Raw genomic sequence first — 22,981 nt, 5'->3', positions numbered from 1 at the left:
TAAAAAGGTCCCCGGCATCCAACTTGCCGGGGATTTTCTTTGAGAGATCAACGAATTTTCGAGTTTTTTTGAAGAACCTAACTGAAAATAAATAAATACATTTGACGCCAAAAACTTAGTTACAGGAAATTAATTATAATGAAGACATTGATCATTATCAGGCATGCCAAAGCGGAACAGGGCTACGGCGTAGACAGCAAACGCAGGTTAGAAGAAAGAGGACACCGGGATGCGGCGCTTATGGCACAAAGATTACTGGATAAGGGATACAAAATCGACAAAATATTTTGCAGCCCTTCTGAAAGAACCAAAGAAACGGCAGTTTATTTTGCACAGGTGCATCACGTGGAAAATAAGAATATTAAGTATTTCGACGGGTTGTACCTGGGTGATACCTTACAGATTACCGAGGCAATTAACTGGCTGCAGGAAAATATAGATACCCTGGCGGTGATCGGTCATAATCCGGGTGTTACCAATTTTACAAATGATGTAACAGGCTCAGATATTGAATCATTACCAACGTCAGGCATCGCCATTATAAAAGTAGATTGCGACGACTGGCAGGATTTTAACGAAGCCACGAAAACATTAGTTGAGATAGATAGCCCGAAAGGAGCTTAAAATTGTGTACGGTATAAGATGTTTGATGTAGGTACATCGTACACCGTTTATTGTACATTATCTGTCAACTTACACTATCATTTGAATTCTCATGGGACAAAAAAAACTGATCCGCTTTGCGGAACTACTTACTTTTTCCAATGTGCTGCAATACCCCGAAAATATGGCGGGTAGCTGGCATCAGCACTTCAACAATAATAATCCCCTGGTTTTGGAACTGGCTTGTGGTAAGGGCGAGTATGCCCTGGGACTGGCACGAATTCATCCTGATAAAAATGCAATTGGAGTTGACATAAAAGGCAACCGTCTTTGGGTGGGTGCTAAAAAAGCCATTCAAAATAATATATTGAATGTTGCTTTTTTACGCGCGCAGATTGAACAGCTCACACAATATTTTGCAAAAGATGAGGTCGATGAGATTTGGATTACCTTTCCTGATCCGCAATTGAGATTTTCGAAAGCAAAAAAGAGGCTGACGCATCCCAGGTTTTTGAGAACCTACCAGCAGGTGTTAAAGCCCGGCGGAAAAATACACCTTAAAACAGACAGCCCTGATCTGTATAGGTTTACCAAGGAAGTGCTCAGCATGTACCATTGTCATGTCATTGCAGATACCGACGATTTATACGCACAGGAGGATCGGTCGGAAGAGCTGAAACTAAAAACCCACTATGAAGCGCTTGATATTGCGCAAAGCAGCCGTATTCATTATTTGTGTTTTACGTTACCACAACCACTGGCTGGCCCTGAACAGGACGAGCAGTTAAAAGAAGCCATCAGGTATGAGCTGGATAGAGGGTGAAGATTATTACCAGAATGAAGAAGGCCTGGTAACGTTAACGGCAAAGTATCTGAGGGAGCGAGGTTTTTGCTGTGGCAAGGGCTGTTTGCATTGTCCGTATGACTATATAAGGGTTCCCGAACCACTACGAACTGAACTGCTCAATGAAAGAGCAGAAAAGCCAGATAATAATACTTTTTTATAGACCTGCAATTATTTGCAGCTATAACCGTGTATCTGCTATTGTGCAGGCACATATTTTTTTATCAGTATTTTTAGTTTGCAAAAAATTAATGGTTATGCCTGCTAAAAAGACAATAGCAACCAATAATACCAGATTGAAAGCGGTGATGCCCTCTGGCCAAAAAGATCTTGATTTCTCCGAACAGGTCTATGATATAGCCCGGCAAATACCAAAAGGCCGGGTCACATCCTACGGTGCTATCGCCAAATGTATCGGCACGGGAAAGTCGGCACGCTTAGTGGGTTGGGCAATGAGTGCCTGTAGTAAAGTAAAACCGAAGGTTCCCGCACATAGAGTGGTAAATAGCGCGGGTATATTAAGTGGCAAGCTGGCATTTAAAACACCCACTTATATGGAGGAGTTACTGGCTAAAGAAGGTGTTGTGGTTAAGAATGATAAAGTGAAAGATTTTAAGAAGCGATTTTGGGATCCGTCAAATGAACTGTTGTTTTAGGCAGTTTGAGTTTCAATAGCTTTTTAAGTGTTCGAAGGGCAGCGATACTTTCTGTTTCGTTGAAAGAGGCGAATCCCAGTCTTATTGCCGTCAGATCTTTGGTTTGGTATAGCAAAGTAGTTGGAAGGTTTAAACTCCTGGCCAGGCAGGCTTTTGCAACCTTTGAAAGATTGAGGCGTGTTTGAAATGGAAGCCAAACCGCCAATCCTCCCGGTGGCAGTTTGTAATCAACCTTTGAATGAAGCATTTTATTCAACTGATTGCAAAAATGATCGCGTCGATCTCGGTATGTCTGGTGCGCCTTTTTCAGATGCCTCGATATTTCTCCTTCGGCAATCATTTCACCCAGCACCTGCTCCATCATCAGGTCTCCATTTGAATCTATAATTGCTTTTAATTTATTTATTTCTTTAACCAGGTTTTCCGGGGCAACAATAAAACCGGTTCTGAAGCCTGGAGCCAGGGTTTTGCAGAAAGAACCGATGGATACTACCATGCCTTTGTTATCTATGCTGGCTAAAGGAAGTTCTGCATTACTATTAAAGCAGAAGTCGTAATCATAGTCATCTTCCAGGATAATAAAGCCAAAGCGATAAGAAAGCTCTAATAATTGCAAGCGTCTTTCTGTACTTAAGGGAACAGTTGTTGGATAATGGTAATGTGGTGTGATATATACCATTTTTATGGGCTGCCGCTTACATATTTTTTTAATGGCATCTACGTCGATGCCATTATAATCGACCAGGACCGATTTCAATACAGCGCCAGCCTGCTGAAATACCATGTTGGCTTTATGATAGCTGGGATTGCCCACAATCACCCAGTCATTTGCAGACAGTAGTGTCTGGGCTGCCAGGTATAGGTTCATTTCAGTTCCACGGGTGCTAACAATGTTTTTAGGAGTGGCTCTCAATCCCCTTGTGCTATTCAGGAAATTGGTAAGCTGATTTCTAAAGAATGTATTTTCTCCACCTGGTTGGTAGCTCCATAGTCTGCGGCCTATTTTTCGGCCAAGGGATGCAGAGTACCTGGCGGCCAGCTGTTCAGAATAAGCCAGCCTCATATCTGGCTGTCCGTCATCAAAAGAAATTCTGGAGGCGATATTATCTGATGTAGTTTCAAGCAAGGTATTGTTGCTAATAGAAAAGCCCGTAAGGTTTGGGTACGAAACCAGCTGGCCTGTAACAGCTTCGGCCTTTTTGTTCTTTATAAAACACCCTTTATTGGCCAGTACGATGATCCAGCCCTGCATTTCCAATTCATTAAAAGCCGCCACCACTGTTTTTCTATGCACACCCAGCAATTCACTCAGTGTGCGCGTACCTGGTAACTTGTAGTTGGTCGGCAAATGACCATTTCTGATTAAATGGATCATGCTTTGGGCTATCTGCAGGTAAACAGGAGTATCTTCTTCGGGGTTGATACCTATTAGTTTCTTAAAAGGAAAAATAACCGGACTACTCATTTTATTAAAACCGGACTACCTCCGGGCATTTGCAAGGTAATAGTTTTGCGTAGATTTTATTAAAAACTGAAATATATAAGCGAATGAAGCAATTGAACTGTTTACTGGCATTTGTTATTTTGATGATTATTAACGTGGGAGCAAAGGCCCAGGAGCAAACGCTTGACCCTATAACTATAACTTCATCTTTATCCGAAAAAAGAAGTTCAGAAACCGGACGCAATATCACCATCGTTCGGGGTGAAGATATTACAAAGCTTCCGGTGCATTCATTGGATGAATTGTTGAAATATATACCTGGGATAGAAGTACAATCGCGTGGCCCGCAAGGTTCGCAAAGCGATATCAGCATGCGCGGGGGAACTTACCAGCAGGTTTTGGTAATATTAGATGGTTTAAGACTAAACGATCCTAATACCGGTCATTTTTCCGCATATATACCTATTACACCGGCCCAAATAGATCGCATCGAAGTTCTAAAAGGCGCATCTGCTGCTATTTACGGGTCAGATGCAGTTGGAGGTGTGATTAATATTATCACCCGGTCTTTTAATGCCGGTGCTCAAAAAAACAATACGGTGGTACAGGCTCAAGTGGCAGCGGGGGAGTATAACCTGGTGAATACTAATGTAGGCGGCTACTTCAGCAGGGGGAAATTAAGTGTGGACGCGGGTTTGTTAGCCAATCACTCTACAGGTGTACAACAGCGGGGTATTCGGGGGTATTTTCATAATACTTCTGCGTCTGTAGGGTTGAATTATAAATTGAACGACTATTGGGATATATCTGCCCGAACCACCTACGACAACCGGGACTTTGCCGCCCAGAACTTTTATACTACATCTGTTTTTGATACTGCATCAGAAACTGTGAGCAGCTGGTGGCACCAACTCAAAGTGAATTTCGAAAAAAATAAATCGAAGGTAAGCCTCAACGCAGGATACAAAACCCTGGATGATGAATACTTATTCAACAGAACGCTGACGGCCAACCAGAATACTTCCCGCCTTTTTCAATCCCTATTATTGTACCAGCAAGGGCTAAGCGCCACCACCTCGTTCATTACCGGTTTTAATTACCAGCACCGGGTAATAAAGTCTAACGACAGGGGCAATCATTCACTCAATATTGCAGCCCCCTTTGTAAGTCTGTCTCAACAATTGGGAGCTTATTTTAATCTCTTACCTTCTGTAAGGGTTGAGTTTATTGGTGATAATAATCCTGAGCTCTTGCCACAACTCAACGCCTCTTTCCATATCAAGAGCTGGCAGTTAAGGGCCAGCGGCGGCAGAACGATACGCGATGCTGATTTTACAGAGCGTTACAATAATTATGGAAAAAAAATGGTGCCTAAAGGACAAAGTGTAGGCAGTCCCGGACTGGTGCCCGAAGTTTCGTGGAGCTACGAGGCCGGATTCGATTGGTTTTATCAATCGGCCTTCCGTATATCATCTACTTTTTTCCAACGATTCCATTCGAGGCTGATCGACTGGGTGAGCACGCCTTATGCAAATATGCCCAGGCAAGAGAACCTGGATGCCACCGGTTCTTATTCCCTGGCAAAAAATATAGCAGAAGTAAACACTACCGGCCTTGAGACAGATGTACAATATATTGGCAAAATAAGTGAGCGGCAAAAACTGACAATTAATACCGGGTTGGTTTGGTTGTATAGCAAGAGCAGTGAAGCCAATCCTTCGTTTTATATTTCTTCTCATGCCCGGTTTCTCGGCAATTTTAATGTACAATACGAGGTGGGCAATGCAGCATTGAGCTTTACGGGTATTTATAAATCCCGAAGGCCGCAACAGGCTACTGGTATTAATGCGTTTGTTAGTAAAGACTACTTCCTGTTGAACGGCAGGGCCTCTTATAGTTTTGTACAACAAAGACTGGCCGTATTTGCGCAGGTGGATAATATTTTTGACCGGAGGTACAGCGATTTGCTGGGAGCAATAATGCCGGGCAGATGGCTGCAGGGCGGGGTAAGTTTCAGGTTAAGCAAATAAAGAAGGGAAAAATTAAAAATGAGGGTGTTAGTAGAATAGAGAATTCATTTAGCGGCCGGACCAACCGTTACGTCTGGTTTTTAACATGGCTGCATATGATCAGGCCGCGTTTTTTGCCTGGCCTTCCAGGGCGATTCAAATCCTATAATAATTGAGGCCACGGTTTAAACCATGGCCTCAATTATTATTATTAAAACATTTCGATTTTAAAACCGCTTCTTTTTAAAGTTGCCGTTGTTATTACCGTTGCCGTTACGGCGGTTGCCGTTATTATTATTGTTGTTGTTATTGCTGCGTTGCTGCTGAAACTTATTGCGTTTTCCAAAATTGTTGTTCTTGGACAGCGCCAGATCCTGCTTCATGCTATATGCCTTTACATAAGGCGTATTAGTAAACTCCAGCTGTCCATCGGTGATAGAGTTGAGTTCGCTCTGGATTGCGTCGTCGTGTACTACTTCTTTATGCCAGTTATTGTAAGCTAACTTCATATAGTAAGCGATAGCATTGGCGAATCCCTGGCGCTTCTCAGGCTCTTGTTCAGCCAAAGCCTTGTCAATTACATCTTCCAGGTTTTTACCCAAATGAGAAAATCTCGAAGAACGTTTGGGGTAAGGGATTGGCTGTGGCTTTGCCTTGTAAGTTTCTTTAGTAGGAATGGGGTAAGGAGAATCCACTTTCAAGCTAAAATCAGAGATCAAAAATAAATGGTCCCATAGCTTGTGACGAAAATCTTCCACATTTTTAAGGTGCGGATTTAAAAAGCCCATTAATTCAATAACCGCTTCTGCATTACGTTGTCTTCTTTCAGGATCTTCGATGGCCTGTATATGTTCCACCATTTTCTGTACATGTCGCCCATACTCGCGCATCGCCAGGTGGTTTCTTGTAGTATTATATTCCATAAAAACTTTTGGTAAAAAATGTATCTGCAAACAAACTTTTGTGTGGTGTTATACCTTTGCAGCTATTAAGCAAAGATATAGGAAAAACGGTTATTTATAAATAATGGCAATAATTTTAGATGCAGAAAGGGTTTCGGGTACAACATATATGAACTATTTAGAAAGGTCATTGTTCTCCGGTATAAAGGCTACGCTGCCCGGAGAGCAGTTTGTTGGCAGACAATCTGCTGATAAACAAGATTTTAAATCTGTTATTGATGTGGGGGATATGCCGGCTCAGAAGGGGTTGTTTCATCAAAAAAAGACAGAAAAGTGGCTGCAACAGGCACAGGCGACTGCTTTTATCAGTTTCAAAAGAATGTTAAAAACGACGCATTCTATGAAGCAGGTATTGGTTATTGCCAGTGAAGAGCAAATTAATGATGAAAGGACGGTTCGTTTGGCCACGAATATTTGTCTTGTATCGGAGGGGTTACACCAGCTTTTCAACGAAAAATACCCTGACCTGCGGTCAAAAGCCGTCTTCCTCGATGGTGTAGTGGATTTTACGGCTCCGGAGTATAGGACAGCCGATGATATCAGGGAGATCATTGCTTCCGGGCGGGAATATTTTGTTTTAGCAGATTTCAATCTCACGCAGGATAGTCTCACTACGTTGTTAAAGGGATTTTCTGCCTTCAAAAGGATGTTACATAGTAGCTGGAAATGTATGGTGATATTGCGGTCAGAAGAAACGATCAGGCGGACCGATGTAGAGCAGCTTTTATCCAATTATAAATACCGGGAAGATGTTATTATAACGGATGAGGAATTATTGAACGAGAAATTAAGGGATGCTTATGCGCTGGTTAGCATGGATGATACCGAACGGCTTCCTGTTCCCATCATCGAAGCCTTACGGGTAAATACGCCTGCCATTGTTCCCGAAACGAAATCGGTTAGAGCTCTTTTCGGAGCATCGGTTGCTTATATGGAAGACAAAACCAGTGAGGCGGTAGGAGAAATGTTGATGAAAATATATAAGGACGAAAATTTTAGACAAACCCTTATCAAAAAACTGAAAGGTATTGAGCCGCCCCTGCACTCAAATACCGCAATAGATACATTAGCCAGGCTGCTTAAATAACCAGCAGAAATATAAATGCTTACTTTTGCGGCTTGAATGATTTGAAAGTGAAATACCCCCTACAAAATGGGTATGCCACCAGATCTAAAAATCTAAAAAATAGGGATGAAAAAATCGACAATTACTATTGATGTGCAGATGGATGAAAGCCGTGTGCCGGATTCTATACAATGGAGCGCTACCGAAAGTTCGGCTGATAATGCGCAAAAAGCCAAAGCCATGATGATCGCTTTCTGGGATAGTGCAGATAAAGCGGCTTTGAGAATTGATTTGTGGACAAAAGATATGATGGTTGATGAAATGGCCGATTTTTTCTATCAAACGCTGATGACCATGGCCGATACTTATGGTCGTGCTACTAAATACCAGGACCAGGTGGCTGATATGAAAAACTTTGCAAAAGATTTTTATAAGAAGTTTCAAACCAAACAGGTAGAAGAAAATAAAGCGGGTTAATATCTGCTCAGAATAATCAAACAAGTATACATTGAATTTTAAGCTGAAAGACATTATCGTATTTGAAGACGACAGTGTTATTGCGTTGAATAAGCCGCCGGGCATGCTTTCCATCCCCGACAGGGAGGCTTCTGAGCCAAGTTTAAAGGATTTGCTGCAACAGCAATACCCGGAAATATATACGGTTCACAGGTTGGATAAAGATACCAGCGGGTTGATCATTTTTGCGAAAACGGCCTCAGCTCACAAACATTTCAGCCGCCAGTTTGAAGAAAGAAAGACCGTGAAAAACTATGTAGGACTGCTGATCGGCTCAGTTTTACCTGCTGAGGGCACGATTGATCAGCCAATTGCTGAAAACACGACGAAACGGGGTACTATGCTTATTCACAAACGTGGAAAGGCCGCCGTTACCGATTACCAGGTGTTGAAAGATTTTAAACTGTACAGCTGGGTTCAGTTCCGCATCCATACCGGTAGAACGCACCAGATACGTGTGCATACCAAATTTTTGGGTAACCCTTTAGTAGGAGATCCCATTTATGGAGATGGCCGAACTATATTATTGTCTTCCTTTAAAAATAAATTTAAACTGAACAAGGATACATTGGAAGAAAAACCCATGCTCAGCCGTTTGGCCCTGCACGCCTTTCAGCTCAAAATAACCGATGAAAATAACCGTTTAATGGAGCTGGAAGCGCCGCTTTACAAGGATATGAAGGTAACGATCATGCAGATGGAGAAGTATTTGAAGAAATAATATATATTAGGAGAATACAATCTGCAGCAAGCCCAAGGAGTAATAAGAACAATCTGTATTATACTACATTTCAATGCTGTCTGAATGTTCAATATAACTTTTGGAGAATTGACGGGTGAGCAAAAAGTGGGATGGAAGATGAAAATCTTCTTTCTTTTAAGTTGTTAGTTTTTACGAAAGGTCTGCACAGTAAAAACAGAGCCGAATTTTTATTTGAAACATATAGCGATTTGCGATCTTTGCATTCTAACAGCTGCTACTAAATGATATCAATCGTAATATCTTCATATCGCCCAGACTATTATACATGCATAGAAAGTAATATTGCAGACACGATAGGGGCAGAGATGATTTACGAGCTCATCCAGATTAAGAATCCGGGAGTTATGGGTTTATGTGAAGCCTATAACAAAGGACTGGATCAGGCCCAATACCCTTATGTGCTTTTTTTGCATGAAGACCTATGCTTCAATAAGCCGGGCTGGGGTAGGGTTATACTGGATATTTTTAAAGGAAACAGCAAAATTGGGTTGATTGGTGTTGCAGGCGGTCTTTATAAATCCAAAGCTCCTTCGGGCTGGTGGCATATTAATGATACCGCAAAATATATTTATGTGCGCCATGGAAGTAAAACAGAGAATGCGCCTATGCACTATGGGTTTGGCGTGCACACCCAGGAGCAAACAGTGAGGGTTTTATCAATAGACGGCCTGTTTATTGCTCTAAAAAAGTCAACTGGGTTAAGATTTAATGAGCGCTTAAAAGGTTATCACCAATATGACCTTGGTATATCAATTGACGCGTACCTGAATGGTCATGAAACGGTAAGCACCTGCCTGATTGATATCACCCATTATTCGCTGGGCAATATCGATAAAAGCTGGATAGAAAGCGCTGATACATTTTTTAAAATATACGCGCGGCATCTGCCCTTAAGCGTGAATATAAACTTAACCAAAACTGAAAAGGCTGAGCTGGAACGAAAAAACTATACACATTTTATAAGTATAGCCTGGAAAGCCGGGCTACAGAAGATTGCCAGAAAATATTGGCTGCATTTTCTTTGGAAGGAATCGTTTTCCAAAAAAGCTCTTCACTTTTGGAGAGAGCTAACCAGGTAGCAGGTAAGCAAATACAGTTAATAATAACCTATGACACATTGGCCCGTCCATATTTTAACATGGTTGTTATATAACTAAACGCTGTTGTTGCGTTTATTATATTTTTTACGTCCTCGTTTTTATCTGTTGATGTCTTCGTTTTTTAACAAGATGTAGGACTTTAAACCATTTTTATTTAAGATATTTAAACAGGAATGAAAAACAACTTGAAGAGCTTATATTATCTTCTGTTACCCGGAGCCAGAAAAGGTAAAGCAAGAAAAAATCTACGAAAATCTTTGAAATTCGACCTGAGGTCAAAAGGGAAAGTCCAGGTGTGTATTTTAACCACTCGTCATTGTCTGTTTATCGCTAATGCTATTTCTAATGCGCTAAAACGGGTCGATATAAAGTCCAATATTATTTTTGATCGTCCCAGGCGGGGGTATGCAATAGTTCCTCATATTGTTATTGCTCCGCAAATGTTCAAAGTATTACCAGATCAATATGTGGCATTTCAGGTAGAGCAAACCGTTAATTCCAGGTGGCTAACACCTCAATATTTGGATTCGTTACAAAATGCTTTTGCAGTTTTTGATTATTCATTAACAAATATCAGGTATTTTACAGAGCAGGGAATTAGCCCCTCTAAAATGTATTATCAGCCCATAGGGCCTGCTGCCATTAAGTTTAACAAAAAAAATCTGGTAGCCGAACCTGACTATGATGTTGTTTTTTATGGAGACCCGGGCAACGAGCGCCGGCAATTATTCTTAACGGAATTAAAAAAACATTTCAGAATAAAAATAGCGAGCGAAGTATATGGCGATGAACTATATGAAATATTAGATAACGCAAAAGTTGTGGTTAATATTCATTATTATGAAAATGCCTTACTTGAAACAACCCGGATATGGGAATGCTTGTCCTTAAACAAATGTGTTGTTTCTGAAAGGTCATCCGACATGGATGAACATTCGGAGCTTTACAAAATGGTAGATTTTGTTGATACAGGTGATGTCCAGGGAATGATAGAACGGGTGTCCTACTGGTTAGACAATGGTCGTCAGCAGACATTGCATAATGAAGATAATCGGAAAAGATTAGAAGAAAATCTTAACCAATTTGAATATTATTTTTATCGCTTTTTAGTTGCTACAGAAAATATTTCGTTCACTGATTTCTGGAACCTGGTGGGAGATAAATACAAACTGGAGACAGATATGCTTTGCCTGCACCTGCCGGAATATACCAAACGTGCCGACGATTTTTTACAAGGCGACACACATGGATTTACCTTTTTTCCCGGATTGCGCCACAGGCTACCGTGGGTAGGTTGCGCCCTTAGCTATAAATACATGATGATGCTTGCCAAAAAACACCAATTTCCGAAAATAACTATTTGCGAAGATGATGTTGAATTTTTTCCTGATTTTGGCGAGGAATGGTCATTGATTCAAAAATATCTTTCATCCGATTTTACAGATTGGGACGTTTTTTCAGGTGTTATGACAGACCTGCATAAAGAAGCCCGGATACTTGCTGCAGACCGTTATAATAAAAGGCAATATGTAATAACAGACCGGTTAATAAGCATGGTTTTTAATATTTATAAGAAAAATATTTATGACACCATTATCGTGTGGGACGAAATGGATCACGACCATGACACAAACACTATTGACCGTTATCTAGAGAGGCATACTAAATTAAAAGTAGCCACCTCTTCACCTTTTCTGGTTGGTCATAAAGAAGACCTTCATTCAACTATCTGGAATTTTCAGAATACGCAATACAATGACCTTATATCCGGTAGTATCAATTTATTACAACAAAAAATTGTAGAATTTAAACAATCTCAAAACGGTGAGGTGTATACGAAAGACGCATCCCCTCTAATAAGTAGAGTAGAGTCATCATCTTTTTAATATTCTAGACGTATCATTACTTTAATACTTCCTCTTTTCCGAAACGAAATGATGAAAGGATCCGTTTCAGATCATACCTGATTTTACTTTTATACATATAAAATGCTACAGTCCTTCGCTCAGGGAAATTTAACAGAATGGCATCTGCTTCCTCCTGAAATGCCAGCTGCACCTGGGTCGAAAACCCAGTGTATGCTTTGTAGTAGGCTTTAATAAATCGCTTAAGGCCTAGTAAGTAGGTATTTGTTGAAATAAAGCCTTTTTTAAAAACGATTTGCAATACCTGTAATTCTTCAATAATAGCCCAGCCAGATCGATACATTTTTCCGCTTACGTCAGAGTCATGTTTTCTAAAATAGTTCAATACTTTGCCACTAATATGTACTTTTCCTTGATTCGCCAGTTCCATCCAAAATAACCAATCTCCGCATAGCTTAAACTGCTGGAATTGATTTGATATTTTTTCATACACTGCTTTTTTCCATATTGCCATGCTGGCATTAAAGATCGCCGATCGTTGTATCATAAAATCTTTGATAAACACATCGCCATTTTTTATTTCAGATAAATAGTCATGATGAGAAACAAAGCGCATTTTGTTCGTACCGTCTATGCAATAAGCCTGGCAATAACTCACCACGCAATCTTTGTCAGATTCAATGCCTTCAACAAGGGTTTGCAACATACTAGGTTCGCACCAGTCATCACTTTCCGCAAACCAAATATACTCCCCTCTGGCAAGTCCAACACCTTTATGCCACTGTTTAAATGTACTTCCCGAGTTTCTTTCATTGTACACAATACCAGATATTTGGGGAGTACCCCTGTAGTTTTCAATAACATCCCTGCTATTATCAGTTGAAAGGTCATCAAGTATAATCAATTCAAAATCCTGGAAGGTCTGGTTCAGGACGCTCTCAATTCTTTGCTTTAAGTAGGGAGCGTGATTATAGTTGGGTAGTATGACAGATACTTTGGGCATTAAAGAAGAACTTTTAGTAGGAGGCTTTTACCATTTTTAATACACGTTTCAATGTGGTCGGAATGGGTCTTTCCATCGCCTGGTAGGCACCGGCACGAATACTGCAATGGGATATTAAATCGATGACCTTTTCTGAGTTGTTCGTAATAACTGCTTTTATCAGTTTTCTGTAGATCTTTATTGAGTGCCAAAGGCTTTTTTTCAGTGGGCGACCAAAATTCACTTTATACTCGGGAATCACCTGCTTTATGGTAAGGTCATAGTCTATATTTAACCCATATCTCAATCGCTTCATGTAGTTTAAGTTAGCTCTGTTTGCAGGAATGACATGGTTGATTTTTAAATCAGGGCTTCTCCCTGCTGCCTCGCCATTTACAATACAAGATAAAACCATTTGGGTGTCTTCTCCACTGCTGAGACGGTTGCCTTCCCTGCCCTTTAACGTAAAATGTCCTCTTTCAAATAAATTGATATAGGATAAAGCATGTTCAATTTTTATACATAAGCCTGTACCAAAAGGATAGCAATCTTCCCAGGACCTTAGGCATGCAAATATTGTAAAGTTATCATGCCTTTCCTGGAAAAGTTCCATAGCCTTTGGTCGTAACATGTCTTCTACTCCATCGATAAAGTCTACCCAAACATTTCCTGGCCCCCAGGCGCCTACAGAAGAATGTTGTTTTGTCAATTTTGATAGTACCTGTAGATAGTCGGCATGAGGATCGTTATCGCCGTCAAATATGATAATATATTTACCCTTGGCAGCTTTAATACCCGCAACTCTCGCATGACTAATACCTTGCTTTGGTTCAATCAATGTAACCAGGTTGGGTATTGTTTTCCGGGCATCCTGAACAATAGGGTAAGTTTCTAGCCCGGGATTACTATTATTGTCGACTAATATTACTTCGAAGGAAATATTGGTTGTATCCAAAGCTTTTACAGCATCTATACATTTTGATAATAATCGTATATCAGGATTGTAAACACAAATAAGAATAGAAAAATCAATCATAAAATACTTTACAAAAGGTTTGCGTTAAGAAGTGTTGCCACATGCTCGACACCCGTTTCCCAAAGATAACAGGCCTGATATAATTGTCGTGATTAATCTCCTGTTTACTTCGATAGGAATATGGCATAGACGAATAGACGCAAACTTCATTTTTTTATACATGTCCGTATTCTTTCGATTATATGATCACTGCCATACAGGCCCGGATACACATACTGCAAAAGACTACGATACCTGGCCTTCGATTTTAGATTACGACTGAATAACAATTTCAATGGGGTTATGAAGAAAATCTTCATTTTATAGAGCCATTTATTGGTTTGGGACTCTACTTTGATTGCAGTGCGATACCGATCTAAAACCAATGCGGAGACGCCATGGATGCGTTGCAGCTCGTCCCGATGAGCAGTTGTTAATTTGGAACTGTCCAACATATGATGCAGTACCAGATTTTCATCGTAGTATAGTTTACCTCCACTTAAAATAATACGGGCGCAAAATTCGGTATCTTCGGAGATCATTGCTTTTTTATCCGGTAGCTCAATAAGTAAAGAAGGTAAATCGGCGTACAACTTCTTATATAAATCTTTTCTGGAAGCCAGGCCTGCGCCCCACAGTCTTCCTTTTTTAAGAGGCACATAGCCTGTTTGATCGGCCTGTTTACCCAGGGCAAATGGCTCGTAGTCATCTGGCAACCAACCAGGTACGGTTGTTCCCTCCGGTAACTTTAATAAAGACCGTCCCCCCGCTGCACCTATCTCCGGATGAGTTGTTAGCAGATGAAAAGCCCGGGCCAGGTAGTCCTCCTGGAAGCCAGTGTCATCATCGCAAATAATGAAGAAATCATAGGATGCCTTCGCTATTGCTAACTGAAATGCGTAATACTTTCCGGGGGTATTTTCTTTATATATAAACAGAGGAACCTCACTGTTGTATTGTTGCCATGTTCCCTGCGCAATTTCAATAGACCGGTCTGTTGAATTATTGTCTACAAAAACAATCTCCCATTCAAAACGGCCGTTTACATTTTGTCTTGCCAGGTAGTTGAGTGTTGCGGGAAGTTTTGCAGCTCCATTATGGGTGCATAGTATGACGGAGATACCGGGTCTTGCCATATCATTTAAGCCTCCATATACCCGTTAGCCCTGTATGTATATTTATACAAAACTGTTTCCCGGTAAATCATTTCATTAGGTACAAAGTTCGCGCGGGAACTCAATGGATGAAAAATATGATAGCCGATAGCAGCCATTTTAAGCCGCTTCTTTTTAATTCCCAGGTTGATCAAACGTTCTCCAAATTCATAATCCTCCCATCCCCAACCTTCAAAACCACTATAATAGCCGTTTACCCTTATATAATCTTCCCGCCAAAAAGCCAGATTACAGCCCTTTACATTGTAAGACTTGTGTGGATTTACCCAAAACAGGTTCGAGAAAAGCGGAATCCGGAGCGCGTTGAAGCGGCTATACAAGCCTCTTGCAAATGGATGTAAAGACTCTATATTCTTGTTGTTTAACAAATCATAGCTTTTCCATTCCGTTAACATGGTTCTGCTGCCCTGCACAAAATATCCTTTTTTTGCTGCCCTGATATGGTCGGCAATAAATTCGCGGTGCATAACAATATCGCCATCTATTTCCACAACATAGTCCGATTCTATTTCTTTAATGGCTTTATTCAAAATCAGGCTCTTTCTAAACCCAAGGTCTTCGTGCGATACATGCTTTACAGGTATGCCGTATTTTCTTTTAAATCGTTCAATACTATAAGCAGTACGCAAATCATCTCCGTCCTCAGCAATAATGATCTCATCGGGCATGTGGCTTTGATACACCACGCTTTTTAATACAACATCTAATGCTTCCGGCCATTTATAGGTCGAAATCAATAAGGCTACCGTAAAAGGAGTTTTATTCATAATCTATTCATCTCGGTTTTCGATGTTTTGAACAGCCTATAGCTGCTCTGTTTCCGCTTTTAACCATGACGGAAAGAAATATAAAAACGCAACTCAACTAATAACAACAAAAGTATTAAGACTCACAATTTTCATACCATTGCCATTTTTCAAAGCAACGGCCTTTACCACTTTAGAGTGATTAATTATTTGAGAGTCAATTTTTTGTTGTTGGCTTGTGTACAGTCTGATTTCCTGGTTTACTATAGGTCGCAAAAATAAAATTTTTATTGAAACTTAACAATAGTATACATTTAAAATAAAGTCAATGTTTAATAGGCAATGGCGGCTTCAGATACTCAATTTTTTTATCGCTGAAAATCTGATCCACCTTTTGTTTCAATTTCCTGTTTGTACTTCTTGATATTCTGACAACCGGATAATTGTGAACATTAATCTCCCGGTATTTCTTTAGCTGCTCCTCAAAATCCAGTCCGAGCATCTGGCATTCAATAAAAAAAGTACGGATCACCTCATTCCATTGCTCTTTGTTAGACCAATAGTGGGCGATAGCATTATCTGCAGATCTCAGGCCGTATAAGTGTTGTAATGCAACCGATAAAGCAAATTGCTCGGCAAACTGATCTTTTACCTTACTCCCGCACATGCCGTCACATAAAGCCAGGGCTAATTCCATTTCCTTTGCATCTTTACGATTGGGAGTAAAAACAACCCCGGCATTCCACATATTCCATTCAGAAAGATTTGAAAGTCCCGCAAGAGGCAGATTTTTTAGTTGCGCAGACATTGTTTTCATAGTTTTTGATGGCAATTCTTTCAATGGACCTTCATTTTCAAACATAATAGCCTGTTCACTTTGGGACAAATTTTCATAATCCCGGCCAGTTCCATAAAAAAAAGTGTCAGAGTCGAGGTACAGAACCGGTTCGCCGGTATACATACGACATAGTTTTTCAATCGCTTTTATTTTTACCCTCCAGAAAAACTGGTAGGGTCCCATCCACTCCTGTAACAATGCTGTATTAGCCTCGATAATATTTACCCGCTTTTCGATAGATTTGTAATACCACGGCTTATCTGTAATAATGTTAAGACTGGCAGGCTGTATGCCTTTCGCCAGAAAGGAGTAAATCGAAAAATAAGCTTGGGTATGATTTCTGATATTATCGCCGAATGTAAGGTAAAGTAGGTTCATGTCCGGTTACTTAAAGCAAATGTAAAAGAATATCGGAAGTTAAAAATTATGAGGTGAAAAAGCCCCGGGTGTCCATTGTCATGTGCACCTATAACGGTGAGGCCTACCTGCAACAGCAGTTGAAGTCAATTGCAGCGCAAACATTTGTAGCCGAAGAAGTTATCATTGTAGATGATGCTTCAACTGATAACACCTGGCCTTTACTGTGTACCTGGAAGAAACACCGCTTCAGGAAAAAAATATGCCGTTGTTTTTATCTTTTTTTACGCTCAAGCATACTATTTTTGGCCATAAAAAAAGATTTCTTCCTGTTTTTTCATATCTTAAAAACTCGATTAAATATGCTAAAGCAGGCTACCGCCATTCAGGGGTATCTTTTTAAGCTATGAGAAGTTTGTCAGTAATTATACTCACTAAAAATTCCGAGTCTACCATTGAGTTGGCAATTGCCAGTGCATTGATGGTAAGCGACGAGGTAATTGTTGTAGATAGTGGGAGTATAGACGACACCGTGGCTATAGCCCGGCAAATGGGTGCTTACGTTGTGCCCATACAATGGAAGGGCTATGGTGACGCAAGAAACCAGGGCGCATCAAAGGCTACAGGCATTTATGTACTAAATATTGATGCAGACGAAGTTATAACAGAGCAACTGGCGTTAAGCATCAACGCAATACAGCCCAGCACCAAAGTTGTTTATGGCTTTAAAAGACTCAACTATCTCGGTAATAAAGCTATCAGGCATGGCGAATGGGCAAAAGACAGGGTGTGGCGCCTGTATAATAAAAACGAAACAAAGTGGGATTTGAGTGATGTGCATGAAAAGCTAAAATGCGACGGTTTCCAGAAAGTTTTGCTGAAGGGCGTTCTCAACCATTACACGGCAGATAACATTGAAACATATCAACAAAAAATGGATGCATACGCCAGGTTGTCTGCCAAAAAATATAAGGAACGCCACAAAAAGGTCGGGTGGATTAAAATGGTTGTATCACCTCTATTTAACCTGTTGCAAAACTATATTTTCAGGTTGGGCATTTTAGACGGGAAGGCGGGCTGGGATATCGCAAAAACCCATTATCAGTACAACCGGAATAAGTATCGTTACCTGCGTTTATTAAAGAAAGAAGCGATTGTGGCTCTTTAAAGCCTGTATTGGCATCTTTTTCGCAAATTTGTACCCATGACCAACTTTATTCCCATATTTCCCCTTCAGGTGGTGCTATTTCCGGGGGAGGATCTGAATCTTCATATTTTTGAGCCCAGGTATAAGCAATTAATAACCGAATGCTTTGAACAAAAAAAGCCCTTTGGTATTCCTGCTGTAATCGGGAGTGAAGTGAAAGATTACGGTTCGTTGACTTATATTAAAGAAATATCGGTAACCTATGCAAATGGTGAAATGGATATTAAGACAAAAGGAGATAAAGTTTTCAGGATACTGGAGGTAATTAAAAACATTCCCGACAAATTGTATTCAGGTGCCATCGTTAATTACCCTGGTAATGAGTTGGCGGGAGATCAGCAGGTAATGAAAATGTTAGTAGCAAAAATGAAAGATCTGCACGCCAGTTTACAGGTGAAGAAGGATTTTCATAAAGAAGATCACGAGCTTAATTCTTATGATATCGCTCATCATTCGGGCCTCACACTGGAGCAGGAATATGAGTTTTTACAATTAACGATGGAGCGGCAGCGGCAGGAGTACCTTAAACGGCATTTCGAGGCGGCCCTGCCTGCTTATGAAGAAATGAAGCAATTAAGAGAAAAGATCCAGCTGAACGGTCATTTTAAAAATTTATCAGGGTTCGACCTCAAATAGTAATTTCAAACCAACTTATTAAACCATAGTCAATCAGTCAACCCAATTTTTAATTACTTTCACACCCATGTCCACTACTCTTTGTTTTGACTTTGGTAATACCAGGAAGAAAGTAGCTGTTTTTACAAACGGGGAAATCGCTAAAGTGCTGACGTTAGAAGATGACGCCACGGCTACTATTAATTCATTAATAAGTATTTACCGGCCTAACAGGTCTATACTTTCTTCAGTTATTGATCACAACCCGGAGCTGGAAGATGTATTAAAAAAAAATACGCGGTTTCATTTACTCAATCATGCATCGAAGTTGCCTATAACCACGCCGGTAGGAAAACCTGAGACCATAGGAGCTGATCGTTTGGCGCTAGCTGCGGGTGGCGTGCATTTTTTTCCGAGCAAAAACCTGTTGCTGATTGGCCTTGGTACCTGTATTACAATCAACTTTGTAAACAAGTATAAAGAGTTTCTGGGAGGGTCTATTTCTCCAGGTTTGGAAATGAGATTAAAATCCTTGCAATACTACACAGCAAAGCTGCCGTATACGCCGGCCAGGGCCGATGTTCCCTTAATGGGTTATGATACGGATACCAACATATTATCGGGCGTAATTTTGGGTATGGCCTATGAATTAGATGGATTTATAGATGCATATAATGCTAAATTTGACAACTTTAACGTGGTATTAACCGGCGGTGATACACAACATTTGGCATCACACGTTAAAAACAGGATATTTGCCGACCCTGATTTAATATTTAAAGGTCTTTATGCGATTAGTGAAATTAACAATGCTTAGGAAATTCGAACTGGCGGCACCCCTGGCATTAACTATACCTTCAATTTTTTTATTTATTGGAGCTTCAGCGCAGGATAATTCTCCCTATTCCAGGTATGGTTTGGGAAATCAGGCGCCAACAACCAATGTGGCCAACAGGGGAATGGGTGGCGTTGCAGCTGCATACAATGACCCTTATACTGTAAACTATGCCAATCCCGCCTCCTACTCATTTTTTCAGTCTTTGCAGGAGCCTAATTCGAAAAAACTGAATTCGGGAAGGATCGTTTTCAATATAGGTGCAGACGGACAAGGACGTACCCTTACCGATCAGTCTGAGACCAATAAATTTACTTCACCCAACCTGTTATTCAGCCATGTAATGATAGGTTTACCGCTGAGGAAGGATTGGGGTATTGCATTCGGTGTTCGTCCAATCACCAATATCAACTACAAAATTCAGAGCGCAGGCAATCTTCGCGATCCCAATACTGGCCAGCTGATCGATACAGCCTCCACACTTTATGAAGGGCAGGGTGGTGCTTACCTGGGCTCGTTGGGAACAGCTGTGAAATTTAAAACGGGTAAATCGCAGTATTTAAGTTTAGGTGCTACTGCCGGTTATATGTTTGGCAGCCGCGATTACAATACAAGGTTGAGGTTCCATAGCACCTCCACTGACTACGCCTACGCTCATTATCAAAATAGAACAAGTATTGGAGATTTTTATTTTGATGCCGGTTTGCAGTACCATTTCAAAGCCAGCGAAAAGATATATATGAGCCTGGGTGCTTTTGGTAACTGGAAGCAGGATATCAGAACCAATGGAAGCACGGTTGCTGAAACATATGTTAATTCGGGTGAGCTTGGTAATACGCCTATAGATACCGTAACCTTTACGAATAATGTAAAGGGCAGCTTTGTATATCCTTCCAGCATCACCGGTGGGTTTATTATCCAAAAAGTAGGAGGTGGACAGGACAGAGAAGCGGGTTGGTTAATTGGAGCCGACTTTACGAGTAATAACTGGAACCAATATCGTGTAAACGGAATGCCCGACGCTGAGGTAAAAAGCAACTGGCAGGCCAAAGTGGGTGCTGAATTTCATCCTGCTCCAAAGAATAATTTGTTTAGCAGAACTTCTTATCGGGTAGGTGCTTTTACCGGCCCTGATTATATCTATACTCAACAAACAAAAATACCTGTATTGGGTATTACTGCGGGGTTGGGACTGCCTATTTTAAACTATAGCCAAATGAGCCGCCAGGCCAGCATGATTAACCTGAGTTTCGAGTATATCAAGCGGGGTAATAATGACAATATTCTCCGTGAGAACCTCTACCGGCTTTCTGTTGGGTTCTCGCTTACCGACCTTTGGTTTGGTGGAAAAACCAAGTATTACGAAGATTAATAGACCTCTTGTAATATCTTCGCTTTTTATTCAACCTTCAATTTTGAAAAGATTTTTGATCGTTATAGCAGCTTTGGGTTGGTTCTCCTGCGAAAACAGCGAGAGCGATATCAAAGCTCTGTCCGGCAAAAACATTCAAAAAGACGAATCGATTAAGGTAGAAAGCTTTCTTTCCCAGGGAGGTGTTGTAAAAGCCAGGCTAACAGCCCCGGTAATGCTACGCGTAATGGCGCAGGCGCAGGTAGATACCCCTTATGTCGAATTTCCCAAAAAATTGCATGTAGACTTTTACAACGAACAAAAAATTGTAGAAAGCCGCCTGGATAGCAAGTATGGCCGCTATTTTGAATCTTTAAATAAGGTATACCTGCGGGACAGCGTAAAAGTGGTTAGCATTAAAGGAGATACGCTCACCTGTGATGATCTTTGGTGGGATCAGAATCAACAAAAGTTTTATACCGATAAGCCTGCTAAACTGAAGTCGCCGGTTAACTTTATCGACGCTAAATACGGGCTGGAAGCCACCCAGGATTTTAAAGACATTAAGTTTAAAGAAGTAAAAGATAGCCGTATTCTTACCGAGGAAGGTGCTGTTCCCAACAGCCAGTAGATTCCAATCTCAATTTTATGATGGGTTAATTTTTGTCAGCAAAGCCAATTGCTGTAGGTTTTTAGTATCTTAACCTAAGCAAACGTTTTAATTCATCTTCCACTAATTTGCAAGCCATGTCATTAAAAAATAAAACAGCATTTATTACAGGAGCCAGCCGTGGTATCGGTAAATCTATCGCATTGCGCCTTGCCAAAGAAGGCGTTAATATTGTTGTTGCGGCTAAATCTGTCAGGGAAAACGAAAAACTTGGCGGTACTATATTTACAGCTGCGGCAGAGATAGAAGCAGCAGGGGGAAAGGCGCTTGCCCTGCAATGTGACATAAGAGATGAGGCCATGATACAGGATGCGGTAACAAAAGCAGCAGCACAGTTTGGAGGAATTGATATCGTTATCAATAACGCTTCGGCTATTGCGCTTACCAAAACGGAAGAAACCAAAACCAACCGGTTCGACCTGATGCATGATATCAATGTGAGGGGTACCTTCCTGGTGGTAAAAAATTGTCTTCCCTATTTAACTAAATCCGATCATGCCCATATTCTTACCTTATCTCCACCGGTTAATTTAAATCCCAAGTGGCTGGGCAGTCATATTGCTTATACCATGAGCAAATACAATATGACGATGATGGCATTAGGTTGGGCGGAAGAATTGAAGCAGGTACCTGTTGCTTCCAACGCGTTGTGGCCCAAAACCACCATTGATACTGCGGCAGTAAGAAACCTGCTGGGGGGAGAGACCCTGGCAAATATGAGTCGTACCACCGATATTATGGCTGATGCTGCTTATCATATTTTGAAGGAATCTCCGGCTGCATGTACGGGCCATAGCTTTATTGATGAAGACATTTTAAGACAAAATGGGGTTACCAACTTCGATCATTACGCAGTAAAAAAGGGGGGACGTCTATATACTGACCTGTTCCTCGACTAATTATTGGCAGTTTGTTAAGAATAAACCGGCTATTTTCTCAATAAATAGCTAAAACGGCTGACTTGCTACCTGTTTTGTACAGTATTTGATTTTAAAAGGATGAGCGCAATGCTCGATTAACTTTTAACCAAATTGAATAGTATGGACAAAATAGAAAAACTGGAAGCAATGAACAAGGTTTTGCGGGAGCTGGAAGATGTTAAAAATAGTGAAACGGCTGTTTTAAAAAAAGTAGCGCAGGTAGAGGCTGAAAACATTAATTTGGGTATAGGCCTGTTAGATAAAACACTACCTGATATTCATGAGTATTCAGATAAATCGATTGAAGCGATCGATGGATTGCTCAATGAATTTGTAGCCTACCGCGACAAATTTGTAAAAGACAATAACCTGGCTCCGAAAGACGAAGAAGTTATTTCATAATTGGTTTTTTTACTAGGGGTTTAGCAAACTGCCCGCAATT

At 40.7% G+C, this 22,981-nt stretch carries 25 protein-coding genes; 18 read left to right on the top strand and 7 right to left on the bottom strand.

All coding sequences use genetic code 11. The features are described from left to right. Positions 1 to 138 precede the first annotated feature (138 nt). From ACLOAU_RS05290 to ACLOAU_RS05275, 4 genes are all read left to right on the top strand, one after another. A complete protein-coding gene (locus ACLOAU_RS05290) occupies positions 139 to 624 on the top strand; it encodes a SixA phosphatase family protein (RefSeq protein WP_427860809.1) in 486 nt (161 codons plus the stop codon). Positions 625 to 715: 91 nt separating this feature from the next. Further along, positions 716 to 1,426 carry a tRNA (guanosine(46)-N7)-methyltransferase TrmB gene (gene trmB / locus ACLOAU_RS05285; RefSeq protein WP_427860808.1) on the top strand — a complete coding sequence of 237 codons (711 nt, stop codon included), beginning with the start codon at positions 716 to 718 and terminating at the stop codon, positions 1,424 to 1,426. After that, positions 1,407 to 1,610, top strand: a complete 204-nt coding sequence (locus ACLOAU_RS05280) for a DUF5522 domain-containing protein (protein WP_427860807.1) — start codon at positions 1,407 to 1,409, stop codon at positions 1,608 to 1,610. The genes trmB and ACLOAU_RS05280 overlap by 20 nt, the downstream gene beginning before the upstream one ends. A 94-nt stretch (positions 1,611 to 1,704) precedes the next feature. Continuing rightward, positions 1,705 to 2,103, top strand: coding sequence for an MGMT family protein (locus tag ACLOAU_RS05275; RefSeq protein ID WP_427860806.1), 399 nt, complete (start codon positions 1,705 to 1,707; stop codon positions 2,101 to 2,103). Here the strand turns inward: ACLOAU_RS05275 and ACLOAU_RS05270 are convergent. Further along, a complete protein-coding gene (locus ACLOAU_RS05270) occupies positions 2,060 to 3,568 on the bottom strand; it encodes an aminotransferase-like domain-containing protein (RefSeq protein ID WP_427860805.1) in 1,509 nt (502 codons plus the stop codon). The two genes, ACLOAU_RS05275 and ACLOAU_RS05270, sit on opposite strands and share 44 nt — an antisense overlap. An 83-nt stretch (positions 3,569 to 3,651) precedes the next feature. Between ACLOAU_RS05270 and ACLOAU_RS05265 the strand changes: the two genes are divergently transcribed. Next, positions 3,652 to 5,577: a TonB-dependent receptor plug domain-containing protein gene (locus ACLOAU_RS05265; RefSeq protein ID WP_427860804.1), complete on the top strand. Its 1,926-nt coding sequence runs from the start codon at positions 3,652 to 3,654 to the stop codon at positions 5,575 to 5,577. A gap of 206 nt (positions 5,578 to 5,783) precedes the next feature. Here the strand turns inward: ACLOAU_RS05265 and ACLOAU_RS05260 are convergent, their stop codons facing one another. Further along, positions 5,784 to 6,479, bottom strand: a complete 696-nt coding sequence (locus ACLOAU_RS05260; RefSeq protein WP_427860803.1) for a DUF4290 domain-containing protein — start codon at positions 6,477 to 6,479, stop codon at positions 5,784 to 5,786. A 103-nt stretch (positions 6,480 to 6,582) separates the two neighbouring features. On the opposite strand from ACLOAU_RS05260, the gene ACLOAU_RS05255 reads away from it, so the two are divergent. The 5 genes from ACLOAU_RS05255 (at position 6,583) to ACLOAU_RS05235 (ending at position 11,849) form a co-directional block, all read left to right on the top strand. Then, positions 6,583 to 7,605, top strand: a complete 1,023-nt coding sequence (locus ACLOAU_RS05255; protein ID WP_427860802.1) for a glycosyltransferase family protein — start codon at positions 6,583 to 6,585, stop codon at positions 7,603 to 7,605. 105 nt (positions 7,606 to 7,710) lie between these two features. Next, complete coding sequence (gene gldC / locus ACLOAU_RS05250) at positions 7,711 to 8,061, top strand: gliding motility protein GldC (RefSeq protein ID WP_427860801.1); 351 nt, start codon at positions 7,711 to 7,713, stop codon at positions 8,059 to 8,061. Between the two features lie 31 nt (positions 8,062 to 8,092). Then, positions 8,093 to 8,821 (top strand): RluA family pseudouridine synthase, encoded by a 729-nt coding sequence (locus tag ACLOAU_RS05245; protein WP_427860800.1) that lies wholly within the window; start codon positions 8,093 to 8,095, stop codon positions 8,819 to 8,821. A 263-nt stretch (positions 8,822 to 9,084) separates the two neighbouring features. Continuing rightward, positions 9,085 to 9,942, top strand: a complete 858-nt coding sequence (locus ACLOAU_RS05240; protein ID WP_427860799.1) for a glycosyltransferase — start codon at positions 9,085 to 9,087, stop codon at positions 9,940 to 9,942. 194 nt (positions 9,943 to 10,136) lie between these two features. Continuing rightward, positions 10,137 to 11,849, top strand: coding sequence for a glycosyltransferase family protein (locus tag ACLOAU_RS05235; RefSeq protein ID WP_427860798.1), 1,713 nt, complete (start codon positions 10,137 to 10,139; stop codon positions 11,847 to 11,849). A 16-nt stretch (positions 11,850 to 11,865) separates the two neighbouring features. On the opposite strand, the gene ACLOAU_RS05230 is transcribed toward ACLOAU_RS05235, so the two are convergent. From ACLOAU_RS05230 to ACLOAU_RS05210, 5 genes are all read right to left on the bottom strand, one after another. Beyond that, a complete protein-coding gene (locus ACLOAU_RS05230; protein ID WP_427860797.1) occupies positions 11,866 to 12,831 on the bottom strand; it encodes a glycosyltransferase family 2 protein in 966 nt (321 codons plus the stop codon). 13 nt (positions 12,832 to 12,844) lie between these two features. Then, on the bottom strand, positions 12,845 to 13,846 hold the full coding sequence (locus ACLOAU_RS05225) for a glycosyltransferase (protein ID WP_427860796.1): 1,002 nt from the start codon (positions 13,844 to 13,846) through the stop codon (positions 12,845 to 12,847). Positions 13,847 to 13,992: 146 nt separating this feature from the next. Beyond that, positions 13,993 to 14,961 (bottom strand): glycosyltransferase, encoded by a 969-nt coding sequence (locus ACLOAU_RS05220; RefSeq protein ID WP_427860795.1) that lies wholly within the window; start codon positions 14,959 to 14,961, stop codon positions 13,993 to 13,995. 5 nt (positions 14,962 to 14,966) lie between these two features. Further along, entirely contained in the window at positions 14,967 to 15,767 is an 801-nt protein-coding gene (locus tag ACLOAU_RS05215) for a glycosyltransferase family 2 protein (protein WP_427860794.1), read from the bottom strand. A gap of 304 nt (positions 15,768 to 16,071) precedes the next feature. Continuing rightward, the gene (locus ACLOAU_RS05210; RefSeq protein WP_427860793.1) at positions 16,072 to 16,962 is read right to left on the bottom strand and encodes a hypothetical protein; all 891 of its coding nucleotides are present in this window, start codon (positions 16,960 to 16,962) and stop codon (positions 16,072 to 16,074) included. A 53-nt stretch (positions 16,963 to 17,015) separates the two neighbouring features. Between ACLOAU_RS05210 and ACLOAU_RS05205 the strand changes: the two genes are divergently transcribed. The 8 genes from ACLOAU_RS05205 (at position 17,016) to ACLOAU_RS05170 (ending at position 22,941) form a co-directional block, all read left to right on the top strand. Next, positions 17,016 to 17,351, top strand: coding sequence for a glycosyltransferase (locus tag ACLOAU_RS05205; RefSeq protein WP_427860792.1), 336 nt, complete (start codon positions 17,016 to 17,018; stop codon positions 17,349 to 17,351). Beyond that, on the top strand, positions 17,348 to 18,109 hold the full coding sequence (locus ACLOAU_RS05200) for a glycosyltransferase family 2 protein (protein WP_427860791.1): 762 nt from the start codon (positions 17,348 to 17,350) through the stop codon (positions 18,107 to 18,109). Before ACLOAU_RS05205 ends, ACLOAU_RS05200 begins: the two co-directional genes overlap by 4 nt. Before the next feature lie 36 nt (positions 18,110 to 18,145). Next, the gene (locus tag ACLOAU_RS05195; RefSeq protein ID WP_427860790.1) at positions 18,146 to 18,784 is read left to right on the top strand and encodes an LON peptidase substrate-binding domain-containing protein; all 639 of its coding nucleotides are present in this window, start codon (positions 18,146 to 18,148) and stop codon (positions 18,782 to 18,784) included. Positions 18,785 to 18,851: 67 nt separating this feature from the next. Continuing rightward, entirely contained in the window at positions 18,852 to 19,580 is a 729-nt protein-coding gene (locus ACLOAU_RS05190) for a type III pantothenate kinase (RefSeq protein ID WP_427860789.1), read from the top strand. After that, positions 19,573 to 20,970 (top strand): hypothetical protein, encoded by a 1,398-nt coding sequence (locus ACLOAU_RS05185; protein WP_427860788.1) that lies wholly within the window; start codon positions 19,573 to 19,575, stop codon positions 20,968 to 20,970. The genes ACLOAU_RS05190 and ACLOAU_RS05185 overlap by 8 nt, the downstream gene beginning before the upstream one ends. 43 nt (positions 20,971 to 21,013) lie before the next feature. Beyond that, positions 21,014 to 21,580 carry an LPS export ABC transporter periplasmic protein LptC gene (gene lptC, locus ACLOAU_RS05180; protein WP_427860787.1) on the top strand — a complete coding sequence of 189 codons (567 nt, stop codon included), beginning with the start codon at positions 21,014 to 21,016 and terminating at the stop codon, positions 21,578 to 21,580. 116 nt (positions 21,581 to 21,696) lie between these two features. Continuing rightward, entirely contained in the window at positions 21,697 to 22,518 is an 822-nt protein-coding gene (locus ACLOAU_RS05175; protein ID WP_427860786.1) for an SDR family oxidoreductase, read from the top strand. 141 nt (positions 22,519 to 22,659) lie between these two features. Beyond that, a complete protein-coding gene (locus ACLOAU_RS05170; RefSeq protein ID WP_427860785.1) occupies positions 22,660 to 22,941 on the top strand; it encodes a hypothetical protein in 282 nt (93 codons plus the stop codon). Positions 22,942 to 22,981 lie beyond the last annotated feature (40 nt).

This window comes from Paraniabella aurantiaca (genome assembly GCF_050309965.1).
Lineage (GTDB): Bacteria > Bacteroidota > Bacteroidia > Chitinophagales > Chitinophagaceae > Niabella.
The sequence above is the reverse complement of the archived record's forward strand: the minus strand, read 5'-3'. Positions and strand labels throughout refer to the sequence as shown.

Bases quoted from the DNA above. Each gene is read 5' to 3' on its own strand.
- ACLOAU_RS05290 (WP_427860809.1), top strand. From the start codon at position 139: ATGAAGACATTGATCATTATCAGGCATGCCAAAGCGGAACAGGGCTAC.
- trmB (WP_427860808.1), top strand. From the start codon at position 716: ATGGGACAAAAAAAACTGATCCGCTTTGCGGAACTACTTACTTTTTCC.
- ACLOAU_RS05280 (WP_427860807.1), top strand. From the start codon at position 1,407: ATGAGCTGGATAGAGGGTGAAGATTATTACCAGAATGAAGAAGGCCTG.
- ACLOAU_RS05275 (WP_427860806.1), top strand. From the start codon at position 1,705: ATGCCTGCTAAAAAGACAATAGCAACCAATAATACCAGATTGAAAGCG.
- ACLOAU_RS05270 (WP_427860805.1), bottom strand. From the start codon at position 3,568: ATGAGTAGTCCGGTTATTTTTCCTTTTAAGAAACTAATAGGTATCAAC.
- ACLOAU_RS05265 (WP_427860804.1), top strand. From the start codon at position 3,652: ATGAAGCAATTGAACTGTTTACTGGCATTTGTTATTTTGATGATTATT.
- ACLOAU_RS05260 (WP_427860803.1), bottom strand. From the start codon at position 6,479: ATGGAATATAATACTACAAGAAACCACCTGGCGATGCGCGAGTATGGG.
- ACLOAU_RS05255 (WP_427860802.1), top strand. From the start codon at position 6,583: ATGGCAATAATTTTAGATGCAGAAAGGGTTTCGGGTACAACATATATG.
- gldC (WP_427860801.1), top strand. From the start codon at position 7,711: ATGAAAAAATCGACAATTACTATTGATGTGCAGATGGATGAAAGCCGT.
- ACLOAU_RS05240 (WP_427860799.1), top strand. From the start codon at position 9,085: ATGATATCAATCGTAATATCTTCATATCGCCCAGACTATTATACATGC.
- ACLOAU_RS05235 (WP_427860798.1), top strand. From the start codon at position 10,137: ATGAAAAACAACTTGAAGAGCTTATATTATCTTCTGTTACCCGGAGCC.
- ACLOAU_RS05230 (WP_427860797.1), bottom strand. From the start codon at position 12,831: ATGCCCAAAGTATCTGTCATACTACCCAACTATAATCACGCTCCCTAC.
- ACLOAU_RS05225 (WP_427860796.1), bottom strand. From the start codon at position 13,846: ATGATTGATTTTTCTATTCTTATTTGTGTTTACAATCCTGATATACGA.
- ACLOAU_RS05220 (WP_427860795.1), bottom strand. From the start codon at position 14,961: ATGGCAAGACCCGGTATCTCCGTCATACTATGCACCCATAATGGAGCT.
- ACLOAU_RS05215 (WP_427860794.1), bottom strand. From the start codon at position 15,767: ATGAATAAAACTCCTTTTACGGTAGCCTTATTGATTTCGACCTATAAA.
- ACLOAU_RS05210 (WP_427860793.1), bottom strand. From the start codon at position 16,962: ATGAACCTACTTTACCTTACATTCGGCGATAATATCAGAAATCATACC.
- ACLOAU_RS05200 (WP_427860791.1), top strand. From the start codon at position 17,348: ATGAGAAGTTTGTCAGTAATTATACTCACTAAAAATTCCGAGTCTACC.
- ACLOAU_RS05195 (WP_427860790.1), top strand. From the start codon at position 18,146: ATGACCAACTTTATTCCCATATTTCCCCTTCAGGTGGTGCTATTTCCG.
- ACLOAU_RS05190 (WP_427860789.1), top strand. From the start codon at position 18,852: ATGTCCACTACTCTTTGTTTTGACTTTGGTAATACCAGGAAGAAAGTA.
- ACLOAU_RS05185 (WP_427860788.1), top strand. From the start codon at position 19,573: ATGCTTAGGAAATTCGAACTGGCGGCACCCCTGGCATTAACTATACCT.
- ACLOAU_RS05175 (WP_427860786.1), top strand. From the start codon at position 21,697: ATGTCATTAAAAAATAAAACAGCATTTATTACAGGAGCCAGCCGTGGT.
- ACLOAU_RS05170 (WP_427860785.1), top strand. From the start codon at position 22,660: ATGGACAAAATAGAAAAACTGGAAGCAATGAACAAGGTTTTGCGGGAG.